This is a genomic window from Bradyrhizobium iriomotense, from assembly GCF_018130765.1.
Classification (GTDB): Bacteria; Pseudomonadota; Alphaproteobacteria; order Rhizobiales; family Xanthobacteraceae; genus Bradyrhizobium; species Bradyrhizobium iriomotense_A.
In genome coordinates, this window is record NZ_JAFCJZ010000045.1 from 1 (window position 1) to 18,002 (window position 18,002).

Consider the following 18,002-nt stretch of genomic DNA (forward strand, 5'->3'; position numbering starts at 1 on the left):
CACACAGACTTCCGATTCTGGAATCCCCTGTGGCCAACCCGAGTCAATCCGCCGCACTAGATACGTGCATGCCCTAGGGCGTTCGCCGGGACGACGATGGGGAGAGATATCGCGTCAAGCGACGCGACGAGCCGCAGCGCTACACAGCAGCGTAGCCCGCATGAGCGAAGCGACATGCGGGACCGCTGTCCCGGGTGTCGCTTCGCTCACCCGGGCTACGAACCTATGATGCTTTGCGCGGGAGCCGCTCCGCTACACCGTCTGCGCCACCGCGCTGCGCGACTTCGGCGCCTTGGCGATCTCGAACAGCTCAGACGACCGCCCCGTCAGCGCAGCGAGCACCAGGCCCGCCATGTGGGCCAAACGCTCGTCCTTGGCCTTCTTGTCCAGCAGATCGCGGCCGAAGATCACGCTGAGGGTCGCCGAGTTCGAGAGATAGAAGAAGCTGAGCGCCGCAATCGAGATGTAGAGCTGCACCGGGTCGACCGCGACCTGGAAGTCGCCGGACTCGACGCCGCGCCGCACCACCGTGCGGATCATCTCGACGAAGGGCGAGTGCATTGACTTGACCTTGGTCGATTTCTTCAGGTGCTTTGCGCGCGCGAGGTTCTCGGTCTGGAGCAGCGACAGGAATTCGGGGTTGCGCAGGAAGTAGTTCCAGGTGAACTCGATCAGGCGGCGGATCGCCTCGGGCGGATCGAGATGCTCGAGATCGAGCCCCCGCTCCTCGCTGCGGATCTTGTCATAGGCGCCCTCGAGCACCGCCAGATACAGCTCGTCCTTGTTGCCGACGTGGTAGTACAGCATGCGCTTGTTGGCGCCGGCCTTGGCCGCGATGCGGTCGACGCGGGCGCCGGCGAGCCCGTGGGCGGAAAACTCCTGCTTGGCGGCTTCGAGAATGCGCAGCCGCATCCCCTCGGGGTCGCGCTGCCATTTCAGAGTTCGCTTTGCCTTCGCCAAACCGGTGCTCGCTGGGTGGTCTCGGTATGCCATGTACCACGCGGGTGGGCCGCCGCATAGTTTCGCGACGGCGAAAGCCAAGCAAGCAGGTTTCGTAGGGTGGGCAAAGGCGCGCTTGCGCCGTGCCCACGCCTTCGCATCACGTGGGCAAGACGTGGGCACGCTTCGCTTTGCCCACCCTACGGGAGTCTTCGAACGGAGAAAGCGGCGCGCCTCAATCCACCGGCTTCGGCGAGCGCTCCAGCAGCACCGTCTGGATGCCGCACGTCCCGTTCCGCACCGTCATGATCCGCGTGCCCGGCTTGCGGCCGTTGCGGACCTCGGTGACGTCGAGGCCGGCCGCGATCAGGCGGGCGCGGGTGGCGTCGATGTCGGCGACGCGCCAGCTCAGGCCCCAGAGCCGGTCATGCGCGGCATCGCCGCCCGCGACGGGCCGGCGCACCACCTCGACGATGAGGTCGCCGCAGCGGAAGAACATCAGCTGGCCCCAATCCTGGTGCGAGCGGTCGAGCGCAAGATCGAGCCCGAGCCGCGCGCCGTAGAGCGCGGCGGCGCGCTCGGAATCCTCGGTGGTGATCACGACATGATCGAGTCCGTCGATCGGCGCGATGTCGGTCGCGACCGACTTTGGGCGCTCCTCGGCGAGCTCGAGGAAGAACATGCGTACGCCGCGCGTGAGCTCCGTGGCGGCGCGGGTGCGCTTCCAGTGCAGGACGGCGTCGGTCGCGGCATCGCTGCTTTCGACCTCGGCGACCGGATCAGGCCTCAAGGCCACGCGCTCCAGCCGGCGGTGCATCTTGCCCATGTCTGCGACACGAAAGCACAGGCTGGCGAGCACACCCTCCTGGTCGTCGAGCAGCGCGCGCATGCGGTCGGCGGTGACGCTGAAGCCGCTCGGCGCCATCAGTTCGATCGTCATGTTCTCGAGGGTGAACAGCACCCGGTCGGCGCCCTCGCCCGAGTTCTGCCAGGCCGGCGCGCGTCCGAGCAGCGTCTGATAGGCCGCCTTGGCCGCACCGATATCCCTGACCAGAGCGACGACGTGATCGAGGCCGGTGATCATGTTCCCTCCTCCGCTACGGGCCGGAACCGAAGCGCCGGTGAGGCCGTTGGCCCTGCCCGGGCAGCTCGCCCAGCCACGGTCGTATTCCGCCCCCAGGCCGACCTCAAGCGCCTATCGCCATGACTTTGCGAATATTTTGGCTCCCGCGGAAGCGGTGCTAAGGTAAGTAGCCGGTCGGGACCACCCAGCGCATCACGGACAACCAATGCAGGCTCTCTTTATCGGACAGACCTATATCGACGTCGTCTTCATCACCGACCACATGCCGACCGGCGACGAAAAGCACGTGGCAACCGACTACGCGGTTTCCTTCGGCGGCAATGCGGTGACGGCGGCGTTCTGCTGCGCCAAGCTCGGCATCGTGCCGGACCTGATCGCCACCGCCGCCAATGACTGGCTGGGACGCATGTTCCAGGACATGTGCGCGAAATACGCGATCTCGCTGCATGCGCGGAAGGTGAACCAGTCTTCGCTGTCCTTCATCATGCCCAAGGACGGCAAGCGCGCCATCGTCCGCTGCCGCGACGATTCCCACATCCATCCGTTCCCGATCCTCAATCTCGGCAATTGCCGCGCGCTGCATATCGACGGCCATCAGCCCGACGCCGCGATCCACTATGCAAAGGTCTGCCGCGAGGCCGGCATCCTGACCTCGCTCGACGGCGGCGGCCTGCGCACCAACACGCATGAGCTCCTGGAATTCATCGACGTCGCCATCGTTGCCGAGCGCCTGTGCGAGCAGATGGACCTGACGCCGGAGAAGATGCTGGACTATTTGAAGAGCCGCGGCTGCAAGATCGGCGGCGTCACCATGGGTGAGAAGGGCCTGCTCTGGTACAACGAGACCGGCGCGGTCGAGATCATGCCGGCGATGCCGATTCCGCGCGAGCGCGTGATCGACACCAACGGCGCCGGCGACGTGTTCCATGGCGCCTATGTCTATTCCTATCTTGCTCACCCCGGCAAAAGCTGGCGCGAGCATTTTGACTTCGCGCGCGCCGCCTCGACCTACAAGATCCAGCGCCTCGGCAATGAGGCCGGCCTGCCGACGCTTGTCGACATCGCCAAGGTCAGGCACGAGTTCGAGGTTCGAGTCTAGACTTCGCAAGGGGACGTTATGGGGCGCGTCTTCGTCGCCGGCAGCATCAACATGGACGTGGTGGCGACGGCCGATCGCCATCCACGCGTCGGCGAGACCGTGGCCGGCAAGCAGGTGCTGTATTTTCCGGGTGGCAAGGGCGCGAACCAGGCGGTGGCGGCATCGCGGCTCGGCGCGCGGACGACGCTGATCGGGCGGCTGGGCAAGGACTCCTTCGGCGCCGAGCTGAGGACATTCCTGGGCGCTCAGGGCATCGATCTCGGCTCGGTGCACGAGGCCGACACGCATACCGGTACCGCGATCATCACGATCGCCGAGTCCGACAACACGATCGTCGTCATTCCCGGCAGCAACGCGCTGGTCCGCGCGGAGGACGTCGTGGCCGTTCCGCTGGCGAAGGGCGATGTTGCCGTCAGCCAGTTCGAGATCCCGCTGCCGACGATTGCCGCGTTCTTTGCGCGGGCGCGTGAGGCCGGGGCCACGACCGTGCTCAACCCGGCTCCCGCACAGAAGATGTCCACCGAGCTGCTCGCGCTGGTCGACATCCTCGTGCTGAACGAGACCGAGCTCGGCTTCCTCGCAGGCGTGGAGTTGTCTGCAGACGATACAGCCGCGCGCATCATCGAGGTCGCGCGAAAACTTCAGGCGCGCGAAGACCAGACCATCTGCGTCACGCTCGGCAAGCGCGGCGTGCTGGCGCTGGCGGGGCGCGACGAGATTTCCGTGCCCGGCCGTGTGGTGAAGGCGGTGGACACCACCGGCGCCGGCGATTGCTTCGTCGGTGCGCTCGCGGCGCAGCTGGCCGACGGCGTTGCTTTGCGCGCTGCGCTGACCTTCGCCAACGCAGCGGCATCGATCTCCGTTCAGCGCATGGGCGCCGGGCCGTCGATGCCGACGGCGGCGGAGGTTGCGGCGGTTTTATAGGCGCGGCGCTTCTTCACCTCGCCCCGCTTGCGGGGAGAGGTCGGATTGCATCGCAGATGCAATCCGGGTGAGGGGGTACAGGTCTCGCTATCATCTCATCTGGGGAAAGGGCCCCTCACCCCTGCCCTCTCCCCGTAAGAACGGGGCGAGGGAGAAGAGACTCACGCCAGCGCGCTCTTCAAATCAAAGCTCTCGTCCGCGGCCTGCTCCGGCGTGATCGAGCGGTCCATGGCCTGCAGCCGGCGCCCGAACATATGATCGCCGGCGCGGTTGATGGACTCGATGCCGAGCAGCCTGTCGCCGTGATAGCAGAATGCGGAAAACGCCTTCTTCGCGGGATCGCCGCGCAGCACGACGCGGTCGTAGCCGGTGGTGAGGCCGGCGATCTGGAGCTTGTCGTCGCCCTGGTCGCTCCAGAACCAGGGATGGCTGTCGTACGGCTTCTTGTCGCCGGTCAGCCGCGCGGCGAGACAGCGGGCGTGGTCGGTGGCGTTCTGCACCGATTCCAGCCGCAGCGAGCTACCGAAGCGCGGGCTTGCGAACAGCGCGCAGTCGCCGATCGCCGAGATGTCAGGATCAACCGTCGACAGATATTCGTCGACGATGATGCCGGCGGCGACCTGCAGCCCCGCCTCAGCCGCGAGTTCGATATTCGGAAGCACGCCGACGCCGACCACGACGAGGTCGGCGGGCAGATGCCGGCCGTCGCTCAAGGAGACGCCAGTGACCTTGCCGCCCTCCGCTTCGATGGAGGTTGCCTGCACGCCGAGATGAATGCGGATGCCGGCCTCGCGATGGCGTTCCTGGAAATATTCGGAGACCTCGGTCGTCACCGCGCGCGCCATCACCCGCGGGGCGAGCTCGAGCACGTCGACCTCGAGGCCCTTGATCCGCGCGGTGGAGGCAAATTCGAGGCCGATGAAGCCGGCGCCGATGATCACCGCCCGCTTCTTCGACGGCATGATCGCCCGCAGCGCCTCGCTGTCGTCGAGGATGCGCAAATATTTCACATCGGGCAGATTGGCGTTGGGCAGGTCCAGCAGCCGGTTGCGCGCGCCGGTTGCCAGCACGAGGTGGCCGTAAGGCAGCGTCTCGCCGGACGCGAGAAGCACCTTGTGCCCGGCGCGGTCGATCGACACGGCGCGCCCCGAGATCAGCTCGATCTTCTGGTCCAGGTAAAACTTCTCGGGGCGGAACATCAGGCTGTCCGGGCCCGCCGAGCCCTTGATGTAGCCCTTGGACAGCGGCGGCCGCTGGTAGGGCAGATGCGCCTCGTCATTGATCAGGCAGACGCGGTCGGAAAAACCCGCCTGGCGCAGGGATGCCGCCACCTGGTAGCCGCCATGACCGGCACCGACGATGATCACCGGGCCAGTCATTGGGGCAGCCCATTTCCGGAGACACGAGCGTGACCCATGTCGTCTCCTCTCTCGCTGATTTTGGTTTGCTGACCTTTCGAGGAGCCGGCGCTCGTGTCCGTCCCTTGGCAAAGGCGGACCCATTTGAGCCTATCGTTCCGTCCGGCGCAAGAGCGACCGGGGATTGTCTCCCCTCGCCTTCTGCGATTTAGTTGCAGCAACGAACCTCTTGCCGGGGATTTCAAGATGCCAGCTCCCGTCTCAAAGCCCGATGATCCCGCCCTGCTGCGGATCGACGGCCCGATTGCAACCATCACGCTCAACCGCCCCACAGCGTTCAACTCGATCAACCTTCCGATCGCGCAGAAGCTTGAGCAGCTAGCGGCCTATATCGAAGGCGACGACGCCATCAGGGTTCTGGTGATCGAGGGCGAGGGCCGCGCCTTCTCGGCCGGCGGCGATTTGCAGACGATTGGGGCCGCGGCTGAGGCCAACACGGTGACGCCCGTCGTCGGCGAGCTGCTCAAGCACTATCACGCCTTCATCGAGATCGTCAGGCGGATGCCGAAGATCTCGCTGTCCAGCGTGCACGGTTCGGCCGCCGGTGCCGGCATGGGCCTCGCCTTCGTCACCGACCTCTGCATCGCCGCCGAGGATGCCAAGTTCACGCCGGCCTATGCCAAGATCGGGGTGTCGCCGGACGGCGGCTCGACGGTCGGGATCGTCGGCACGGTCGGCTCGCGCCGCGCGCTGCAGATCTTTCTCGCCGAGGACAATTTTACCGCGCAGCAGGCCTATGAATGGGGTCTCGTCGCCAAGACCGTTCCCGCGACCGAGCTGAAGGCGGCGACGCGACAACTCGCCGAGCGGCTGGCGCAGAACCCGCCGGCGGCGATCGCCGGCACCAAGCAACTGGTGTACCAGGCCGCCGCCACGCCGGTGAAGCAGCAGCTGGATGCCGAGGAGCACAAGATCATCATGGCCATGAACACGGAGGCGTTCCGCACCGCCGTGAAGAAGTTCACGAGCAAGTCGAAGTGATACCCGAGCGCAGTTTCTACGGCCTGCGTCACGGCGCGACCGACTGGAATCGCAAGGGGCTGTTCCAGGGTCGCACCGACAATCCGCTGAACGAGGACGGCCTTCGGCAAGCGCACGAGGCCGTGGAGATGCTGCGCGGCGCCGGCATCAGCCGCATCGTCGCAAGCCCGCTGGTGCGCGCAGCGCGAACGGCCGAGATCATCGCGGATGCGATCTCGGTGCCGCTCGCGATCGACGACGGCATCATCGAGTTCGATTTCGGCAGCTTCGAGGGCCTGCCCGTCCGCGACCTCATGATCAAGCACGGCGTCACGTCGGCGACGGGCCTCGTTTCGATCCTGCCTGCGGACGGCGAGCGCTGGGATGCCATGGCCGCACGGTCGCTGGCCTGCGTCTCCGCATGGCTCGCGCGTCATCCTGACGACAACCTCCTGTTCGTCTGCCACGACGCGGTGATGCAAGGAATGGCAAACGCGCTGTGCGGCAGCTATTTCAAGAACAGCCACGGCACGCCGTTCCGTTACGTGCGCGAGCAGGCACAATGGCGGATCGAGCAGGTCGCTATTGCGGACAGATATAGCCCGTCCCCGCCGGCGACTTGAAGCAGCCGACCGATTCCGGGAGCACGTGCCGCGGCAGCCACAGCACCACGCTCGGGAAATAGATCGCGAACGCGATGGTGGTGAAGAAGACCACGTAGATCGGCAGCGCCGCACGCAGCGCCTTGGCAAAACTGATGCCGACGAATTTCGAGGCCATCAGCAAGACGAGCCCGTAAGGCGGCGTGATCAGGCCGAAGGCGAGCGTTGCGATCAGCACCACGCCCATGTGGACGCCGTTGATGTCGCCGGCCTCCGTCAGCGCGTTGACCAGCGGCATGAAGATGATGATGGTGGGGACTGGCTCGATGAAGTCGCCGACCACGGTGAACAGCAGCACCATCAGCAGCATGATCAGATGCGGGTCGTTGCCGGCAATCGAGGTGATCATCTCGGCGATGTAGGTCGCGCCGCGCAAATAGGCGAGCATCCAGCCGAAGGCGTTGGCGGCGCCGATCGTGATCAGCGGCAGCGAGAAGATCAGGCCGGCGAGACAGAAATCATATGGAATCTTCCTGAAGTGGCCGCGGTTGAGCGCGGGGATCACGACTAGGATGATCCAGACCACGGCGACGACGCCGGCCTCCGTCGGCGTGAACCAGCCGGTGAGGATGCCGCCCAGCAGGATCACCGGGATCATCAGCGGCAGAGCCGCATCACCCGCCGCGAACACCACCTGCCGCAGCGGCGCGCGCGGCTTGCGCAGGCCGGATGGGCCGAAGAAATAGCAGTAGATCATCAGGCCGAAGCCGATCATCAGGCCCGGCACGACGCCCGCCATGAACAGGCCGGCGATCGAGACATTGCCGACCGCGCCATAGACCACCGCCGTGATGCTCGGCGGCACCAGTGCCGCAATCGTCGAGGCGGAGGCGATGATGGCGGCGATGAAAGCGGGCTCATAGCCCTCGCGCTTCATTGGGCCGCCCAGCGCGCGGCTCATCACCGCGACGTCGGCGGTGGTCGAGCCGGACATTTCCGAGAAGAACATGCTGAAGACGACCACGACCTGCGACAGCCCACCCCTGATATGCCCGACCAGGGACACCGACAGGTTGGCTATTCGTACGACCACATTAGCCGAGCTCATGAGCTCGCCGACCAAGAGGAAGAACGGGATCGCCAGCAACGCCTCGGAATCGACGCCGTCGAAGATCTTCTGGATGATGGCGGCGAGCGAGACGTCGGAGAGGATCGCGCCGATGAAGACGCCGGCCATCAGCGAGAACGGCACGGGCACGCCGAGATAGCCGAAGGAGAGGAAGCAGATCGACATCAGCGCCAGGACGACAGGTGCGCTCACGGCTGCGCCCTCATCTGTGCCTCGGTGAGACCTGGCGCAGCATCTTCCTCGGGCGGCTCGGGATGGTCAAAGCCGTTGCGCAGGCCGTTGACGAGCTGCTCGATGGTGAAAAGGCCGATCAGCACGCCCGAGAGCGGGATGATCGCATAGAGCGAAGCGATCGGCGTGCCCGACGGCAGGCGGAAGCTGCCGAAGCCGCGCAGATAGTTCTGATAGCCGTACCAGATCAGGCAGAAGGCGACGCCGAGCACGACGAGGCGGATGATCACCTCGACGATCAGCCGCGGCGTGCCATGCATCGCCTCGGAGATGGCGGTGAGATAGAGGTGGTCGTTGCGCCGCGTCGCGGCCGCCGTGCCGATGAAGATCGCGTAGATGAACAGCGTCGAGGTCACCTCCTGCAACCACAGCCAGGGATGGCCGATGGTGCGGGTGACGATGTCGGCGGTCACCGACAGCGAGAAGCCGAAGCAGAGCGCGCCGCAGAGGATCATCAGCGCAAGCTCGAGCCAGTCGAGCGCGCGCCATTTCAGGTGGCGTTGGCGTTGCACGAGCAGTTTGTCGGCGATGGCCATTGTTGCTCCCGGCTGCGGGTTGGTTTCACCTCTCCCGCTTGCGGGAGAGGTCGCCGCGCAGCGGCGGGTGAGGGTTCTTTCCTCTGGGAGATTGTCCCAATGTGGAGGCACCCTCTCCCCGACCCTCTCCCGCAAGCGGGAGAGGGAGCGCACCGTCTGCCGTCGGCCTAATTGATCGACCGGATCAAATTCTTGATCTTCTCGGCGTGCGGGCCGAGATCCTTGGCGAGCTTGTCGAGATAGGGATCGGCGATCACCGTGAAGGTTTTCTTGTCGACGTTGTCGACGATCTTCACGCCCATCTTCTTCAGCTTGTCGGCCGCGGTGCGTTCGAGCTCGAACGCCTTCGCCGGCTCCTTCGAGCTGATCTCGTTGGCCGCGGTCTGCACCCACCCCTTCTGCTCGGCGGAGAGACTCTGCCAGAGCTTGTCGGAGATGAACACCAGGGCGTTGTTGGCTTCGTGCTCGGTGATGTTGAGGACGGGGGCGACCTCGTAATGCTTGTTGACGAGGTAGACGTTGATGCTGTTCTCGGCGACGTCGACGACGCCGGTCTGCAAGCTGGTGTAGACGCTGCCGAACGGCATGTGCACGGTCTGGGCGCCGTAGGCCGGGAACATGGTGTCCTCGGTCGCGGTCGCCTGCACGCGGACCTTCAGGCTCTTGACGTCGCCGACATTGTGGATCTCCTTCTTGGAGTACATGTGGCGCACGCCCTGCGAGCCGGTTGCGATCACGTGCAGGCCCTGCGTGGTCTCGTCGATCATGGTCCTCAGCGCCTCGAACACGCGGGGATCGGCGAGGCCCTTGATCACGTGGTTCTCATCGCGGAACAGGAAGTGCAATGACATCACGCCGGCCTGCGGCGAGATCGTCGCGGTGTTGGCGGAGGAGATGATGGCGAATTCGACGTCACCGGCCTTCACGAGCTGAAGCACCTGCGGCTCCTGCCCGAGCTGCGCGCCGGGATACTGGTCGATGATCATGGTGCCCTTGCTCAATTCCTTGAGCTTGTCGGCGAAGAGGTCACCTGCGATGGCATAGCCGGTGTTGCGCGGCTGGTCGTAGGCGAAGCGATAATGCTTCACCTCCTGTGCTCCGGCCCCCGTGACGAACAGCATGGCGGCCGCAGCCACCAACCCATGTAAGAATCTCGGCATGGATCGCGCAATCATCGTTTCCCCCTGTTTTATCGCCCGCCGCTTGTGCGGTCTGAGCGTTCGTTCGCTTGCTATCAGCCCTTTTCGGTCTTCCCAGTCCTCTGCATGAAGTCGAAATCGCAGCCCTCGTCGGCCTGCATAATGGTCTCGTTGAACAGCCAGGCGTAGCCGCGCCGTGTCTCTTCAGTCGCAGCGGCCGGCTTCAAGGCGGCGCGCCGACGCTCCAGCTCGGTGGCGTCGACCAGCAGCTCGATGCTGCGTTTGGCCACATCCAGGCTGATCATGTCGCCGTTCTTCACCAGCGCCAGCGGCCCGCCGACGGCGGATTCCGGGGTGATGTGCAGCACGATGGTGCCGAAGGCGGTGCCGCTCATGCGCGCATCGGAGATGCGCACCATGTCCTTGGTGCCGCCGCGCGCGAGCTTCTTCGGGATCGGCAGATAGCCCGCCTCGGGCATGCCGGGCGCACCCTTCGGGCCGGCATTGCGCAGCACCAGCACGTCGTCGGCGGTGACGTCGAGATCGGGATCGTCGACTCGCAAGGTCATGTCCTCGACGGATTCGAACACCACCGCACGCCCGGTGTGCTGCAACAGTTTCGGGCTCGCGGCCGACTGCTTGATGACCGCGCCACGCGGGGCGAGATTGCCGTGCAGGATGGCAAGGCCCCCTTCCTTCTTGATCGGATTGTCGCGCGGACGGATGGCGTCCTGGCCGGGCACGTCCTCGGCATTCGCCGCGACCTCGCGCAGCGTCTGGCCGGTGATGGTCTTCGCGTCGAGATCGATGAGTTCGCCGAGCTGCGCCAGCAATTTCGGCACGCCGCCGGCGTGATGGAAATGCTCCATGTAGTGCTCGCCGGACGGCTTGAGATCGACCAGCACCGGCACCTCGCGGCCGATCTGGTCGAACGCGCCGAGGTCGAGCCGGTGCGGCGAGCGATGCGCCATCGCGGTCAGATGGATCAGGCCGTTGGTCGAGCCGCCGATGGCCTGGAGCACGACCTGTGCGTTCTTGAACGACGCCGGCGTCAGGAGTTCGCTCGGCTTCGGGCCCTTGGTCTTGGCCATCTCGGCGGCAACCTTGCCGCTGGCTTCAGCCAGACGAAAACGCTCGGCGTGCGGCGCGGGGATCGTCGCACTCATCGGCAGCGACAGGCCCATGGCCTCGATCATGCAGGCCATGGTCGAAGCCGTGCCCATCACCATGCAGGTGCCGACAGACGGAGCGAGACGGCCGTTGACGGCCTCGATCTCGGCGTCGTCCATGTCGCCGGCGCGATATTTCGCCCACAGCCGGCGGCAGTCGGTGCAGGCGCCCAGCACCTCGCCCTTGTGATGGCCGACCACCATGGGTCCGACCGGAATGACCACGGTCGGCAGGTCGGCGCTGATCGCGGCCATCACCTGTGCGGGAAGAGTCTTGTCGCAGCCGCCGATCACGATCACCGCGTCCATCGGCTGGGCGCGGATCATCTCCTCGGTGTCCATCGCCATCAGATTGCGCAGATACATCGAGGTCGGATGCGCAAAGCTCTCGGCGATCGAGATGGTCGGGAACACGAACGGCATGGCGCCCGACAGCATCACGCCGCGCTTGGCGGCTTCGATGATCTGCGGAACGTTGCCGTGGCAGGGATTGTAGTCGCTATAGGTGTTGGTGATGCCGACGATCGGGCGCTCCAGCGCATCGTCGGAATAGCCCATGGCCTTGATGAACGCCTTGCGCAGGAACAGCGAGAAGCCGGCATCGCCATAGCTCGTCAGACCCTTGCGCAAACCACTCGTCATCATGCCACTCCTGAAGTTGCCATTGTGGTACAGCCTGCCCCCTGATTGTCAATAAGATAGCCGCCTGCACTGCAATCATCTGGATCGCGGCACCGCCAAACGACCAGATTATTGACAATCCCCACCTTCCCTGCTCCACAGTCAGGACCGGCTGGAAGCCGGGAGGCTGAGGGCATGTCCGACATTCGCACCGCAGACGCCATGACGGTCCGGCGCGACGACCTTGATGACGTCGTTGCGCGGCTGGAGGAGGACATCATCTTCGGCCGCCTCGCGCCCGGCGCGCGCCTCACCGAGGACGCGCTGATGTCGCGCTACGGCACATCGCGGCACTTCGTGCGCCAAGCGCTGGTGGACGCGGAGCGGCGCGGCATCGTCCGCCGCGAGAAGAATGTCGGCGCCACCGTACGGTACTATTCGGCCGAGGAGGTGCGGCAGATCTACGAGGTCCGGGAGATGCTGACCCGCCAGGCCGCGCTGATGATCCCCCTGCCCGCGCCGCAAAGCCTGATCGACGAGCTGAGCGCGCTGCAGCGGCAATATTGCGCCAAGGCCGACGTGCAGGACCTGCGCGGCATCCACGAGGCCAACGACGCCTTCCACCTCGCGCTGTTCTCCGCCTGCGGCAATCCCTATCTGGTGCGCTCGCTGCAGGATTATATGAACCTGACGCTGCCGATGCGCGCAAAAAACCTCGCCGACCGCGAGGGCCTCGCGCAATCGCGGCGCCAGCACGAGCTGATGATCGAGCTGTTGAAGGGCCGCGACAGCTGGGCGCTGGCACAGCTCTGCGTCGATCACATGCAGTTCAGCAAGTCGGATTATCTGGCAAGGATTGCTGGCGAGAGCTAGCGCTGGCCACTCCTTCGCTTCTCCCCGCAAGCGGGCGAGGGAGCGCACCTGCGATGCCGGGACAATGGAACCCAGCGGCACTCATTCAATCTGGCGAAATAAATCTTCTGGTAGATTCCGCTCAATCACTCAACCGATTAACCGGTTGTTAGAGGACTCTATTTCAAATGGTTTCAGAAACACATAACAACCATACCGGGTTCCATTACCCGGAACAGTCCCATGAATGTACCGGGTTTTCTGATCGCAACGGCCTTCGGCGCAGCATTTTTCGCCGCGGAGTACGTGTGGTACTACCAACCTGATTTCATCAACCCGGACGTCCTGCTCAGCACGTTCTCCTCGGAACATTCGAAAGCGCGCGCAGCCGTCAAGCATGCGCTGATCGATCCGGACTCAGCCAAATTCAGCGCATTGCATTCAGTCGAGGCCGGCGCGGCGAGGTATGTTTGCGGCGGTGTCAAGGCAAGGGACAAGTCCGGCCATTCCATCGATGTCGCTTTCGTCTACACCGTGGCCATTGATTTTGCCCGCATCGATGACGACGGGCGAGTTACGCATCAGCGTTCGGGATACAGACCCTGCCCCACTGAGGACAACGCGCAGCAGCGGCCGGGTGTGTCACCCGGCGTGGCGGCGGTCGTCAAAACCGTTCAGAAGGTCGCGCCCGACGTGCAGACGTCGGTTGCCCCCGCCCTGACGAAGCCTGCAGCTTCAGCGGGCGGATCGTCGTCCGGCGGCACGATAGAGCAGCAGGTCCGCGAGCTCGCCGCCAAGACCGTTCCGCCTGATGCTGCAAATGGACAGCCAAATCCGTCCGCGAGCCGCGGGGGCGCCAAGGAGAGTGAGTGGCAAGCCGATCGGCCTCCGGCCGCCTGGCCCACATTCCCTCCGGATCACGCATTGGCGCGATCAACCCGGAAACGAATTCCGTCCGAAGCACTGGCCCTGGCGAAAGACGTCGAGGACCGCTGGAGACGAGCGGAGTCATTGGCCAACATCTCGATGCGTCCTTCACCGGAAGACATCAACGAGGCCTGCCGCGCGCTGCTCACGATCGATGCAAAGGACGCCGACTATCCAAAAGCGTGGGCCGCTTTCACGCGACTGCAAAAGATGAGTCGGGACATCCCCAGCGGCTGATGTCAGCCGACGCGCTTTAATCGTCGCCGGGCGCGCAAAGACCGTTCAGTACCGTCTCAGCAAGCCGCGCTCCACGCTGATCTCACCATGATCCGTGCAGGCCCGTTTCGGATTCCTGATCAAGTCCGTCCGGACCCGCCTGAATGTCCTTCTGGCGGCCTCGGCCACCTCGGGGCGGAATTTTCCGGGATCGTAGCTCTCGCCATCAAAGGCCTTGATGGCCGCAGCATAGGCGTCGATCATCGCCATCGCCGCATCAGGACTGCCGAGAAGCCGTGCGCCGAGTTGAACGCTGCCGCTACCATCGACCTCGTAGCCGGTGCATCGCTGCTCCAGCACCGCGGATGCGGTGACGAGCTGATCGAGGAACGTCACTTCGGCCTCGCTGAGCGCTGCGGCCTGCGCCGGCCCTGAGACGATCAGTGCGAGCATCGCGACGGCTGGCATTGTTTTCACTGTCGCGGTTCTCCCTGTGGCTATCCGCGATCGAGGCTCCGCCGCGAACTACGGTCGCGCGATTAGTTTCCTTGGGGCATCAGCTCCGCAAGGCAACGTTGATCCAGATCAATGGGTAGAAAGTCCCCAATGTCCCAAGGCGGGGCCAGGGCCAGATGATGTCAGTGAGAGAAGACGCGCGTGCCGGGAGTCCATGCCCGCGGGTTTTTGAGGGGACTGGCTCCAATTTCCCAGCCCGCACCACCCCAGAGGGCATCAACCACGCCGAGATCGCCCGTGCCATCGCGGACAAAGAAGAGGTTCGGAGCGGAGCTGGTCTGCAGCACCCCGCTTTCGCCGTTGGCCTGCAGCTTCAGGAGACACCAGATATCGGCCAGCTTGCTCTCGGCGCGAGTGCCCAGCTCATCGACGATCCGCGCGGCATTTGCAGGATTGTTCAGGACATGAGTCTGCAGAGACGTGTCGTCCGTGGTTTCGACCTTGACGGCGAACCGGCGCGCGAAGGTCGCGCCGAGCCACGAAATCTTGACGCGCGCGGCCGGCGTAATGTCCTCCCTGAAATACTCGCTGGCAACGAAGGATTCGGTCGAGGGAATGGCGGCCGTCGACGGGGGATCGAGCGGTTCACCAGGCTTGCGCTTGAGCGAGCATTCGATCTTCGCACGCGGAGCCAGCGACGCCGCGCTGCCACCATCGGCCTTCCTCTCGTCGGCGTACGCACTGAAACCCGATGCCGCCAGAACAATCACGAAACATGGGTTGAGCGCTAAGCGGCGCATTGTTTGGCGTCCTTGAATGACCGATTCAAGAACAAGGTAAACTGTAGATTGCAGCTGTAAATCGAGGATTAGGTTTCTGGTTAAGCTTAAAGCAAGGAACTCATTTGAGAGAAATGCGAGCTATCTCCGGAACCATCTGCGCCGATCTGGCACGACGCGTGATGCAGCCGGACATTTCAAACAGGAACCAGATAACCAGCGGCCCTTCTACTTGCCTGCCAAGCGCGCGATCGCCTGACTTGCCGGAGGAACCTGCGAGCCCGGTTCGGACAACGTGGCCCGGCAGCATCTTGCCTGCGCGCGCAGCGGATCGTTCCACGTCCAGCGCACGCTCCAGGCTGGATTGTGGGCGTAGGCCGGGATGCGCCAGAACCAGATCGTTTCGTAGACACTGTCCCCGAATCGCTCCACATCCGGGCGCGGCGTGGGCCAGGATACCGCCGCGACGAGGACCACCGTCAACACCGCGGCCCCTGAAAGAACCATCTTGCGCATTTGCTTTTCCACAATCGCTAGAATGAAAAGGCAGTCACGTCCGCGCAACGCAATGGATAGAAGAAACGCTCACGTGTTCCGACAATAGAACGCCTATTTCCGAAAACGGAAATCCGGAACTCTACGGTGTGAATTCAGACGTTAGACGCAAGGGGCCGTTCAAAACCTCCGCCGACCGGGATCGTGCCCCCCTCCCGGCTCCGCAAGCCGAGCCGGGAGGGCGCACCTGCATTCCCGACGTCGACGCTTAGCGCTTGGTCCAATCGATGATCCGGCTCGGGTCGGCGTCGAACTCCATGCTGCAGAACGTACCGCCCTGGAAATAATCGCCGACCGGATCCGACTTCAGCTTGGCCTGCTCGGCCATCGCGTGCTCGCGAAACTCCTCGGCGCGGCCGGTGGGACGATAGCCGAACTCGTAGGCGCGGTGGTTGTCCCACCAGGCGCGCTCGTTGAGGGAGGCGCCGTAGAAGATTTCGAAATGGATGTCGGGATGTTCGAGCCCGATGCGGCAGAGCTGCACGAGGTCGTCGGGCTTGAGCCAGATCGCGAGCCGGCGCTGGTCGAGCGGCATGTCGCCGAAATTGCCGATGCGCAGGCAAGTCACCTTCAGCCCGTGCTTGTCGGCATAGAGCGCACCGACCGCTTCGCCGAACACTTTGCTGACGCCGTAGCGCCCGTCGGGGCGCGGGGTGACGTCGGTGCCGATCTTGTGGTGACGCGGATAGAAGCCGACGGCATGGTTCGACGAGGCGAACACCACGCGCTTGACGCCCTTGCGGTATGCCGCCTCGAACAGATTGTAACCGCCGATGATGTTGGCCTGGAGGATTTGATCCCAGCTGCCTTCGACCGAATACCCGCCGAAATGGATGATGCCGTCGACCCCCTCGCAGATCGCCTCGCATTGCGCGAGATCGGCGAGGTCCGCCGCCTTGAATTGTTCGTTCGCGCCGAGATCGGCCGGCGGCTTGATGTCGGAGAGCAGGAGATCCGGATAGATCGGCGGCAGCAGTTTACGCAGGCTCGTGCCGATTCCGCCCGAAGCTCCCGTCATCAAAATACGCGGCATGTTGTCCCTCGCCGTTAGTGACCGATTTGCGGTCACGTGTCTCTAATGATAGCAGAATTGTCCAGAGGGAACGAAACGAGAGAACCGACATGAATGAGGCATCGTCCCGCTCCCAGGAGCGGCCAGGCTGGCGGCCGGCGAGCTATTACCCTGACCCGGCGATCCGCGCACTCGATCCCCGCTTCGAAAAATACTGGCTGAAACTGTCGGCGGTGGAACGGCTGGCGACCGGCCTGCGCTGGGCCGAGGGTCCGGTCTGGTTCGGCGACGGGCGCTATCTGCTCTGCAGCGACATCCCGAACCAGCGCATCATCAAATGGGAGGAGGAGACCGGCGCGGTCTCGGTCTTCCGCAAGCCCTCGAATTTCGCCAACGGCAATACGCGCGACCGGCAGGGCCGGCTCATCACCTGCGAGCATGGCGGGCGCCGCGTGGTGCGCACCGAATATGACGGCAGCATCACCGTGTTGATGGATCAATTCAACGGCAAGCGGTTGAACTCGCCGAACGATGTCGTTGTTAAATCGGATGGCTCGATCTGGTTCACCGATCCGACCTTCGGCCTGCTCGGCAATTACGAGGGCTACAAGGCCGAGCCCGAGATCGAGCCGAACGTCTACCGGCTCGATCCCCAGACCGGCAAGGCGACCATCGTCGCCGAAGGCGTGCTCGGTCCGAACGGGCTGTGCTTCTCGCCGGACGAGAAGATCCTGTACATCGTGGAATCGCGCGGCGTGCCCAACCGAAAAATCCTCGCCTATGACGTTTCGCCTGAGGGCACCACGATTTCGAACAAGCGCGTCCACATCGATGCGGGTCCGGGCACGCCCGACGGCATGCGCTGCGATATCGACGGCAATCTCTGGTGCGGCTGGGGCATGGGCGATCCCGAGCTCGACGGCGTCGTGGTGTTCGCGCCCGACGGCGTCATGATCGGCCGCATCGCGCTGCCCGAGCGCTGCGCCAATCTCTGCTTCGGCGGCGTCAAGCGCAACCGCCTGTTCATGGCGGCGAGCCAGTCGATCTACGCGCTGTATGTGAACACGCAGGGCGCGTTGGGGGGATAGGGGCTGCTCCCCCGTAGCCCGGATGGAGCGAAGCGTAATCCGGGAAACTGTCCCCGCATTCCGCTGCGCTCCATGCGGGCTACGATTCTTTTCCTGCTGTAAGCGCAGTCTCGTAGGGTGGGCAAAGCGAAGCGTGCCCACCACTTCTTGCTCCTCGCGCGATGGTGGGCACGTCGCTACGCTCCTTTGCCCACCCTCATATGGGGATTTTTGAGTCAAGGCTTTTCGATTGGCTTGGGTGAGGTCGGGGAAGTGCGAGGGCGGCG

The 18,002-nt window shown here is 64.3% G+C and carries 18 protein-coding genes; 7 read left to right on the forward strand and 11 right to left on the reverse strand.

All coding sequences use genetic code 11. The features are described from left to right. Positions 1-252 precede the first annotated feature (252 nt). Both JQ635_RS38520 and JQ635_RS38525 read right to left on the reverse strand, forming a co-directional pair. Positions 253-960 (reverse strand): TetR/AcrR family transcriptional regulator, encoded by a 708-nt coding sequence (locus JQ635_RS38520; protein ID WP_211414974.1) that lies wholly within the window; start codon positions 958-960, stop codon positions 253-255. A 214-nt stretch (positions 961-1,174) separates the two neighbouring features. Further along, positions 1,175-2,023, reverse strand: coding sequence for a VOC family protein (locus JQ635_RS38525; protein WP_211414975.1), 849 nt, complete (start codon positions 2,021-2,023; stop codon positions 1,175-1,177). Between the two features lie 205 nt (positions 2,024-2,228). Here JQ635_RS38525 and JQ635_RS38530 point away from each other — a divergent pair, with 205 nt between their 5' ends. Further along, the gene (locus JQ635_RS38530) at positions 2,229-3,122 is read left to right on the forward strand and encodes a sugar kinase (protein WP_211414976.1); all 894 of its coding nucleotides are present in this window, start codon (positions 2,229-2,231) and stop codon (positions 3,120-3,122) included. Positions 3,123-3,140: 18 nt separating this feature from the next. After that, a complete protein-coding gene (locus tag JQ635_RS38535; protein ID WP_211414977.1) occupies positions 3,141-4,046 on the forward strand; it encodes a ribokinase in 906 nt (301 codons plus the stop codon). Between the two features lie 161 nt (positions 4,047-4,207). Here the strand turns inward: JQ635_RS38535 and JQ635_RS38540 are convergent, their stop codons facing one another. Beyond that, on the reverse strand, positions 4,208-5,425 hold the full coding sequence (locus JQ635_RS38540) for an NAD(P)/FAD-dependent oxidoreductase (RefSeq protein ID WP_211414978.1): 1,218 nt from the start codon (positions 5,423-5,425) through the stop codon (positions 4,208-4,210). A gap of 225 nt (positions 5,426-5,650) precedes the next feature. Here JQ635_RS38540 and JQ635_RS38545 point away from each other — a divergent pair, with 225 nt between their 5' ends. Both JQ635_RS38545 and JQ635_RS38550 read left to right on the forward strand, forming a co-directional pair. Next, a complete protein-coding gene (locus tag JQ635_RS38545; RefSeq protein WP_211414979.1) occupies positions 5,651-6,445 on the forward strand; it encodes an enoyl-CoA hydratase/isomerase family protein in 795 nt (264 codons plus the stop codon). Continuing rightward, a complete protein-coding gene (locus JQ635_RS38550) occupies positions 6,442-7,047 on the forward strand; it encodes a histidine phosphatase family protein (protein WP_211414980.1) in 606 nt (201 codons plus the stop codon). The genes JQ635_RS38545 and JQ635_RS38550 overlap by 4 nt, the downstream gene beginning before the upstream one ends. Here JQ635_RS38550 and JQ635_RS38555 read toward each other — a convergent pair. The 4 genes from JQ635_RS38555 to JQ635_RS38570 form a co-directional block, all read right to left on the reverse strand. Continuing rightward, positions 7,007-8,347: a TRAP transporter large permease gene (locus JQ635_RS38555; RefSeq protein WP_211414981.1), complete on the reverse strand. Its 1,341-nt coding sequence runs from the start codon at positions 8,345-8,347 to the stop codon at positions 7,007-7,009. The two genes, JQ635_RS38550 and JQ635_RS38555, sit on opposite strands and share 41 nt — an antisense overlap. Next, the gene (locus JQ635_RS38560; protein ID WP_211414982.1) at positions 8,344-8,922 is read right to left on the reverse strand and encodes a TRAP transporter small permease; all 579 of its coding nucleotides are present in this window, start codon (positions 8,920-8,922) and stop codon (positions 8,344-8,346) included. The genes JQ635_RS38555 and JQ635_RS38560 overlap by 4 nt, the downstream gene beginning before the upstream one ends. Before the next feature lie 167 nt (positions 8,923-9,089). Beyond that, positions 9,090-10,097 (reverse strand): TRAP transporter substrate-binding protein, encoded by a 1,008-nt coding sequence (locus JQ635_RS38565; protein ID WP_211414983.1) that lies wholly within the window; start codon positions 10,095-10,097, stop codon positions 9,090-9,092. 59 nt (positions 10,098-10,156) lie between these two features. Next, on the reverse strand, positions 10,157-11,872 hold the full coding sequence (locus JQ635_RS38570) for an IlvD/Edd family dehydratase (RefSeq protein ID WP_211414984.1): 1,716 nt from the start codon (positions 11,870-11,872) through the stop codon (positions 10,157-10,159). A 174-nt stretch (positions 11,873-12,046) separates the two neighbouring features. Between JQ635_RS38570 and JQ635_RS38575 the strand changes: the two genes are divergently transcribed. Then, complete coding sequence (locus tag JQ635_RS38575; RefSeq protein ID WP_211414985.1) at positions 12,047-12,724, forward strand: GntR family transcriptional regulator; 678 nt, start codon at positions 12,047-12,049, stop codon at positions 12,722-12,724. Between the two features lie 222 nt (positions 12,725-12,946). Further along, positions 12,947-13,867: a hypothetical protein gene (locus JQ635_RS38580; protein ID WP_211414986.1), complete on the forward strand. Its 921-nt coding sequence runs from the start codon at positions 12,947-12,949 to the stop codon at positions 13,865-13,867. Positions 13,868-13,912: 45 nt separating this feature from the next. Here the strand turns inward: JQ635_RS38580 and JQ635_RS38585 are convergent, their stop codons facing one another. The 4 genes from JQ635_RS38585 to JQ635_RS38600 form a co-directional block, all read right to left on the reverse strand. Further along, positions 13,913-14,314 (reverse strand): hypothetical protein, encoded by a 402-nt coding sequence (locus JQ635_RS38585; RefSeq protein WP_246584046.1) that lies wholly within the window; start codon positions 14,312-14,314, stop codon positions 13,913-13,915. 170 nt (positions 14,315-14,484) lie between these two features. Then, complete coding sequence (locus JQ635_RS38590) at positions 14,485-15,102, reverse strand: hypothetical protein (RefSeq protein WP_211414988.1); 618 nt, start codon at positions 15,100-15,102, stop codon at positions 14,485-14,487. A gap of 207 nt (positions 15,103-15,309) precedes the next feature. After that, positions 15,310-15,597 (reverse strand): hypothetical protein, encoded by a 288-nt coding sequence (locus JQ635_RS38595; RefSeq protein ID WP_211414989.1) that lies wholly within the window; start codon positions 15,595-15,597, stop codon positions 15,310-15,312. A gap of 247 nt (positions 15,598-15,844) precedes the next feature. Further along, positions 15,845-16,669 carry an NAD-dependent epimerase/dehydratase family protein gene (locus tag JQ635_RS38600; RefSeq protein ID WP_211414990.1) on the reverse strand — a complete coding sequence of 275 codons (825 nt, stop codon included), beginning with the start codon at positions 16,667-16,669 and terminating at the stop codon, positions 15,845-15,847. Between the two features lie 89 nt (positions 16,670-16,758). Here JQ635_RS38600 and JQ635_RS38605 point away from each other — a divergent pair, with 89 nt between their 5' ends. Continuing rightward, entirely contained in the window at positions 16,759-17,736 is a 978-nt protein-coding gene (locus tag JQ635_RS38605; protein ID WP_211414991.1) for an SMP-30/gluconolactonase/LRE family protein, read from the forward strand. The last annotated feature ends 266 nt before the right edge of the window (positions 17,737-18,002 follow it).

Bases quoted from the DNA above. Each gene is read 5' to 3' on its own strand.
- JQ635_RS38525 (WP_211414975.1), bottom strand. From the start codon at position 2,023: ATGATCACCGGCCTCGATCACGTCGTCGCTCTGGTCAGGGATATCGGT.
- JQ635_RS38530 (WP_211414976.1), top strand. From the start codon at position 2,229: ATGCAGGCTCTCTTTATCGGACAGACCTATATCGACGTCGTCTTCATC.
- JQ635_RS38535 (WP_211414977.1), top strand. From the start codon at position 3,141: ATGGGGCGCGTCTTCGTCGCCGGCAGCATCAACATGGACGTGGTGGCG.
- JQ635_RS38540 (WP_211414978.1), bottom strand. From the start codon at position 5,425: ATGACTGGCCCGGTGATCATCGTCGGTGCCGGTCATGGCGGCTACCAG.
- JQ635_RS38545 (WP_211414979.1), top strand. From the start codon at position 5,651: ATGCCAGCTCCCGTCTCAAAGCCCGATGATCCCGCCCTGCTGCGGATC.
- JQ635_RS38560 (WP_211414982.1), bottom strand. From the start codon at position 8,922: ATGGCCATCGCCGACAAACTGCTCGTGCAACGCCAACGCCACCTGAAA.
- JQ635_RS38565 (WP_211414983.1), bottom strand. From the start codon at position 10,097: ATGATTGCGCGATCCATGCCGAGATTCTTACATGGGTTGGTGGCTGCG.
- JQ635_RS38570 (WP_211414984.1), bottom strand. From the start codon at position 11,872: ATGACGAGTGGTTTGCGCAAGGGTCTGACGAGCTATGGCGATGCCGGC.
- JQ635_RS38575 (WP_211414985.1), top strand. From the start codon at position 12,047: ATGTCCGACATTCGCACCGCAGACGCCATGACGGTCCGGCGCGACGAC.
- JQ635_RS38580 (WP_211414986.1), top strand. From the start codon at position 12,947: ATGAATGTACCGGGTTTTCTGATCGCAACGGCCTTCGGCGCAGCATTT.
- JQ635_RS38585 (WP_246584046.1), bottom strand. From the start codon at position 14,314: ATGCCAGCCGTCGCGATGCTCGCACTGATCGTCTCAGGGCCGGCGCAG.
- JQ635_RS38590 (WP_211414988.1), bottom strand. From the start codon at position 15,102: ATGCGCCGCTTAGCGCTCAACCCATGTTTCGTGATTGTTCTGGCGGCA.
- JQ635_RS38595 (WP_211414989.1), bottom strand. From the start codon at position 15,597: ATGCGCAAGATGGTTCTTTCAGGGGCCGCGGTGTTGACGGTGGTCCTC.
- JQ635_RS38600 (WP_211414990.1), bottom strand. From the start codon at position 16,669: ATGCCGCGTATTTTGATGACGGGAGCTTCGGGCGGAATCGGCACGAGC.
- JQ635_RS38605 (WP_211414991.1), top strand. From the start codon at position 16,759: ATGAATGAGGCATCGTCCCGCTCCCAGGAGCGGCCAGGCTGGCGGCCG.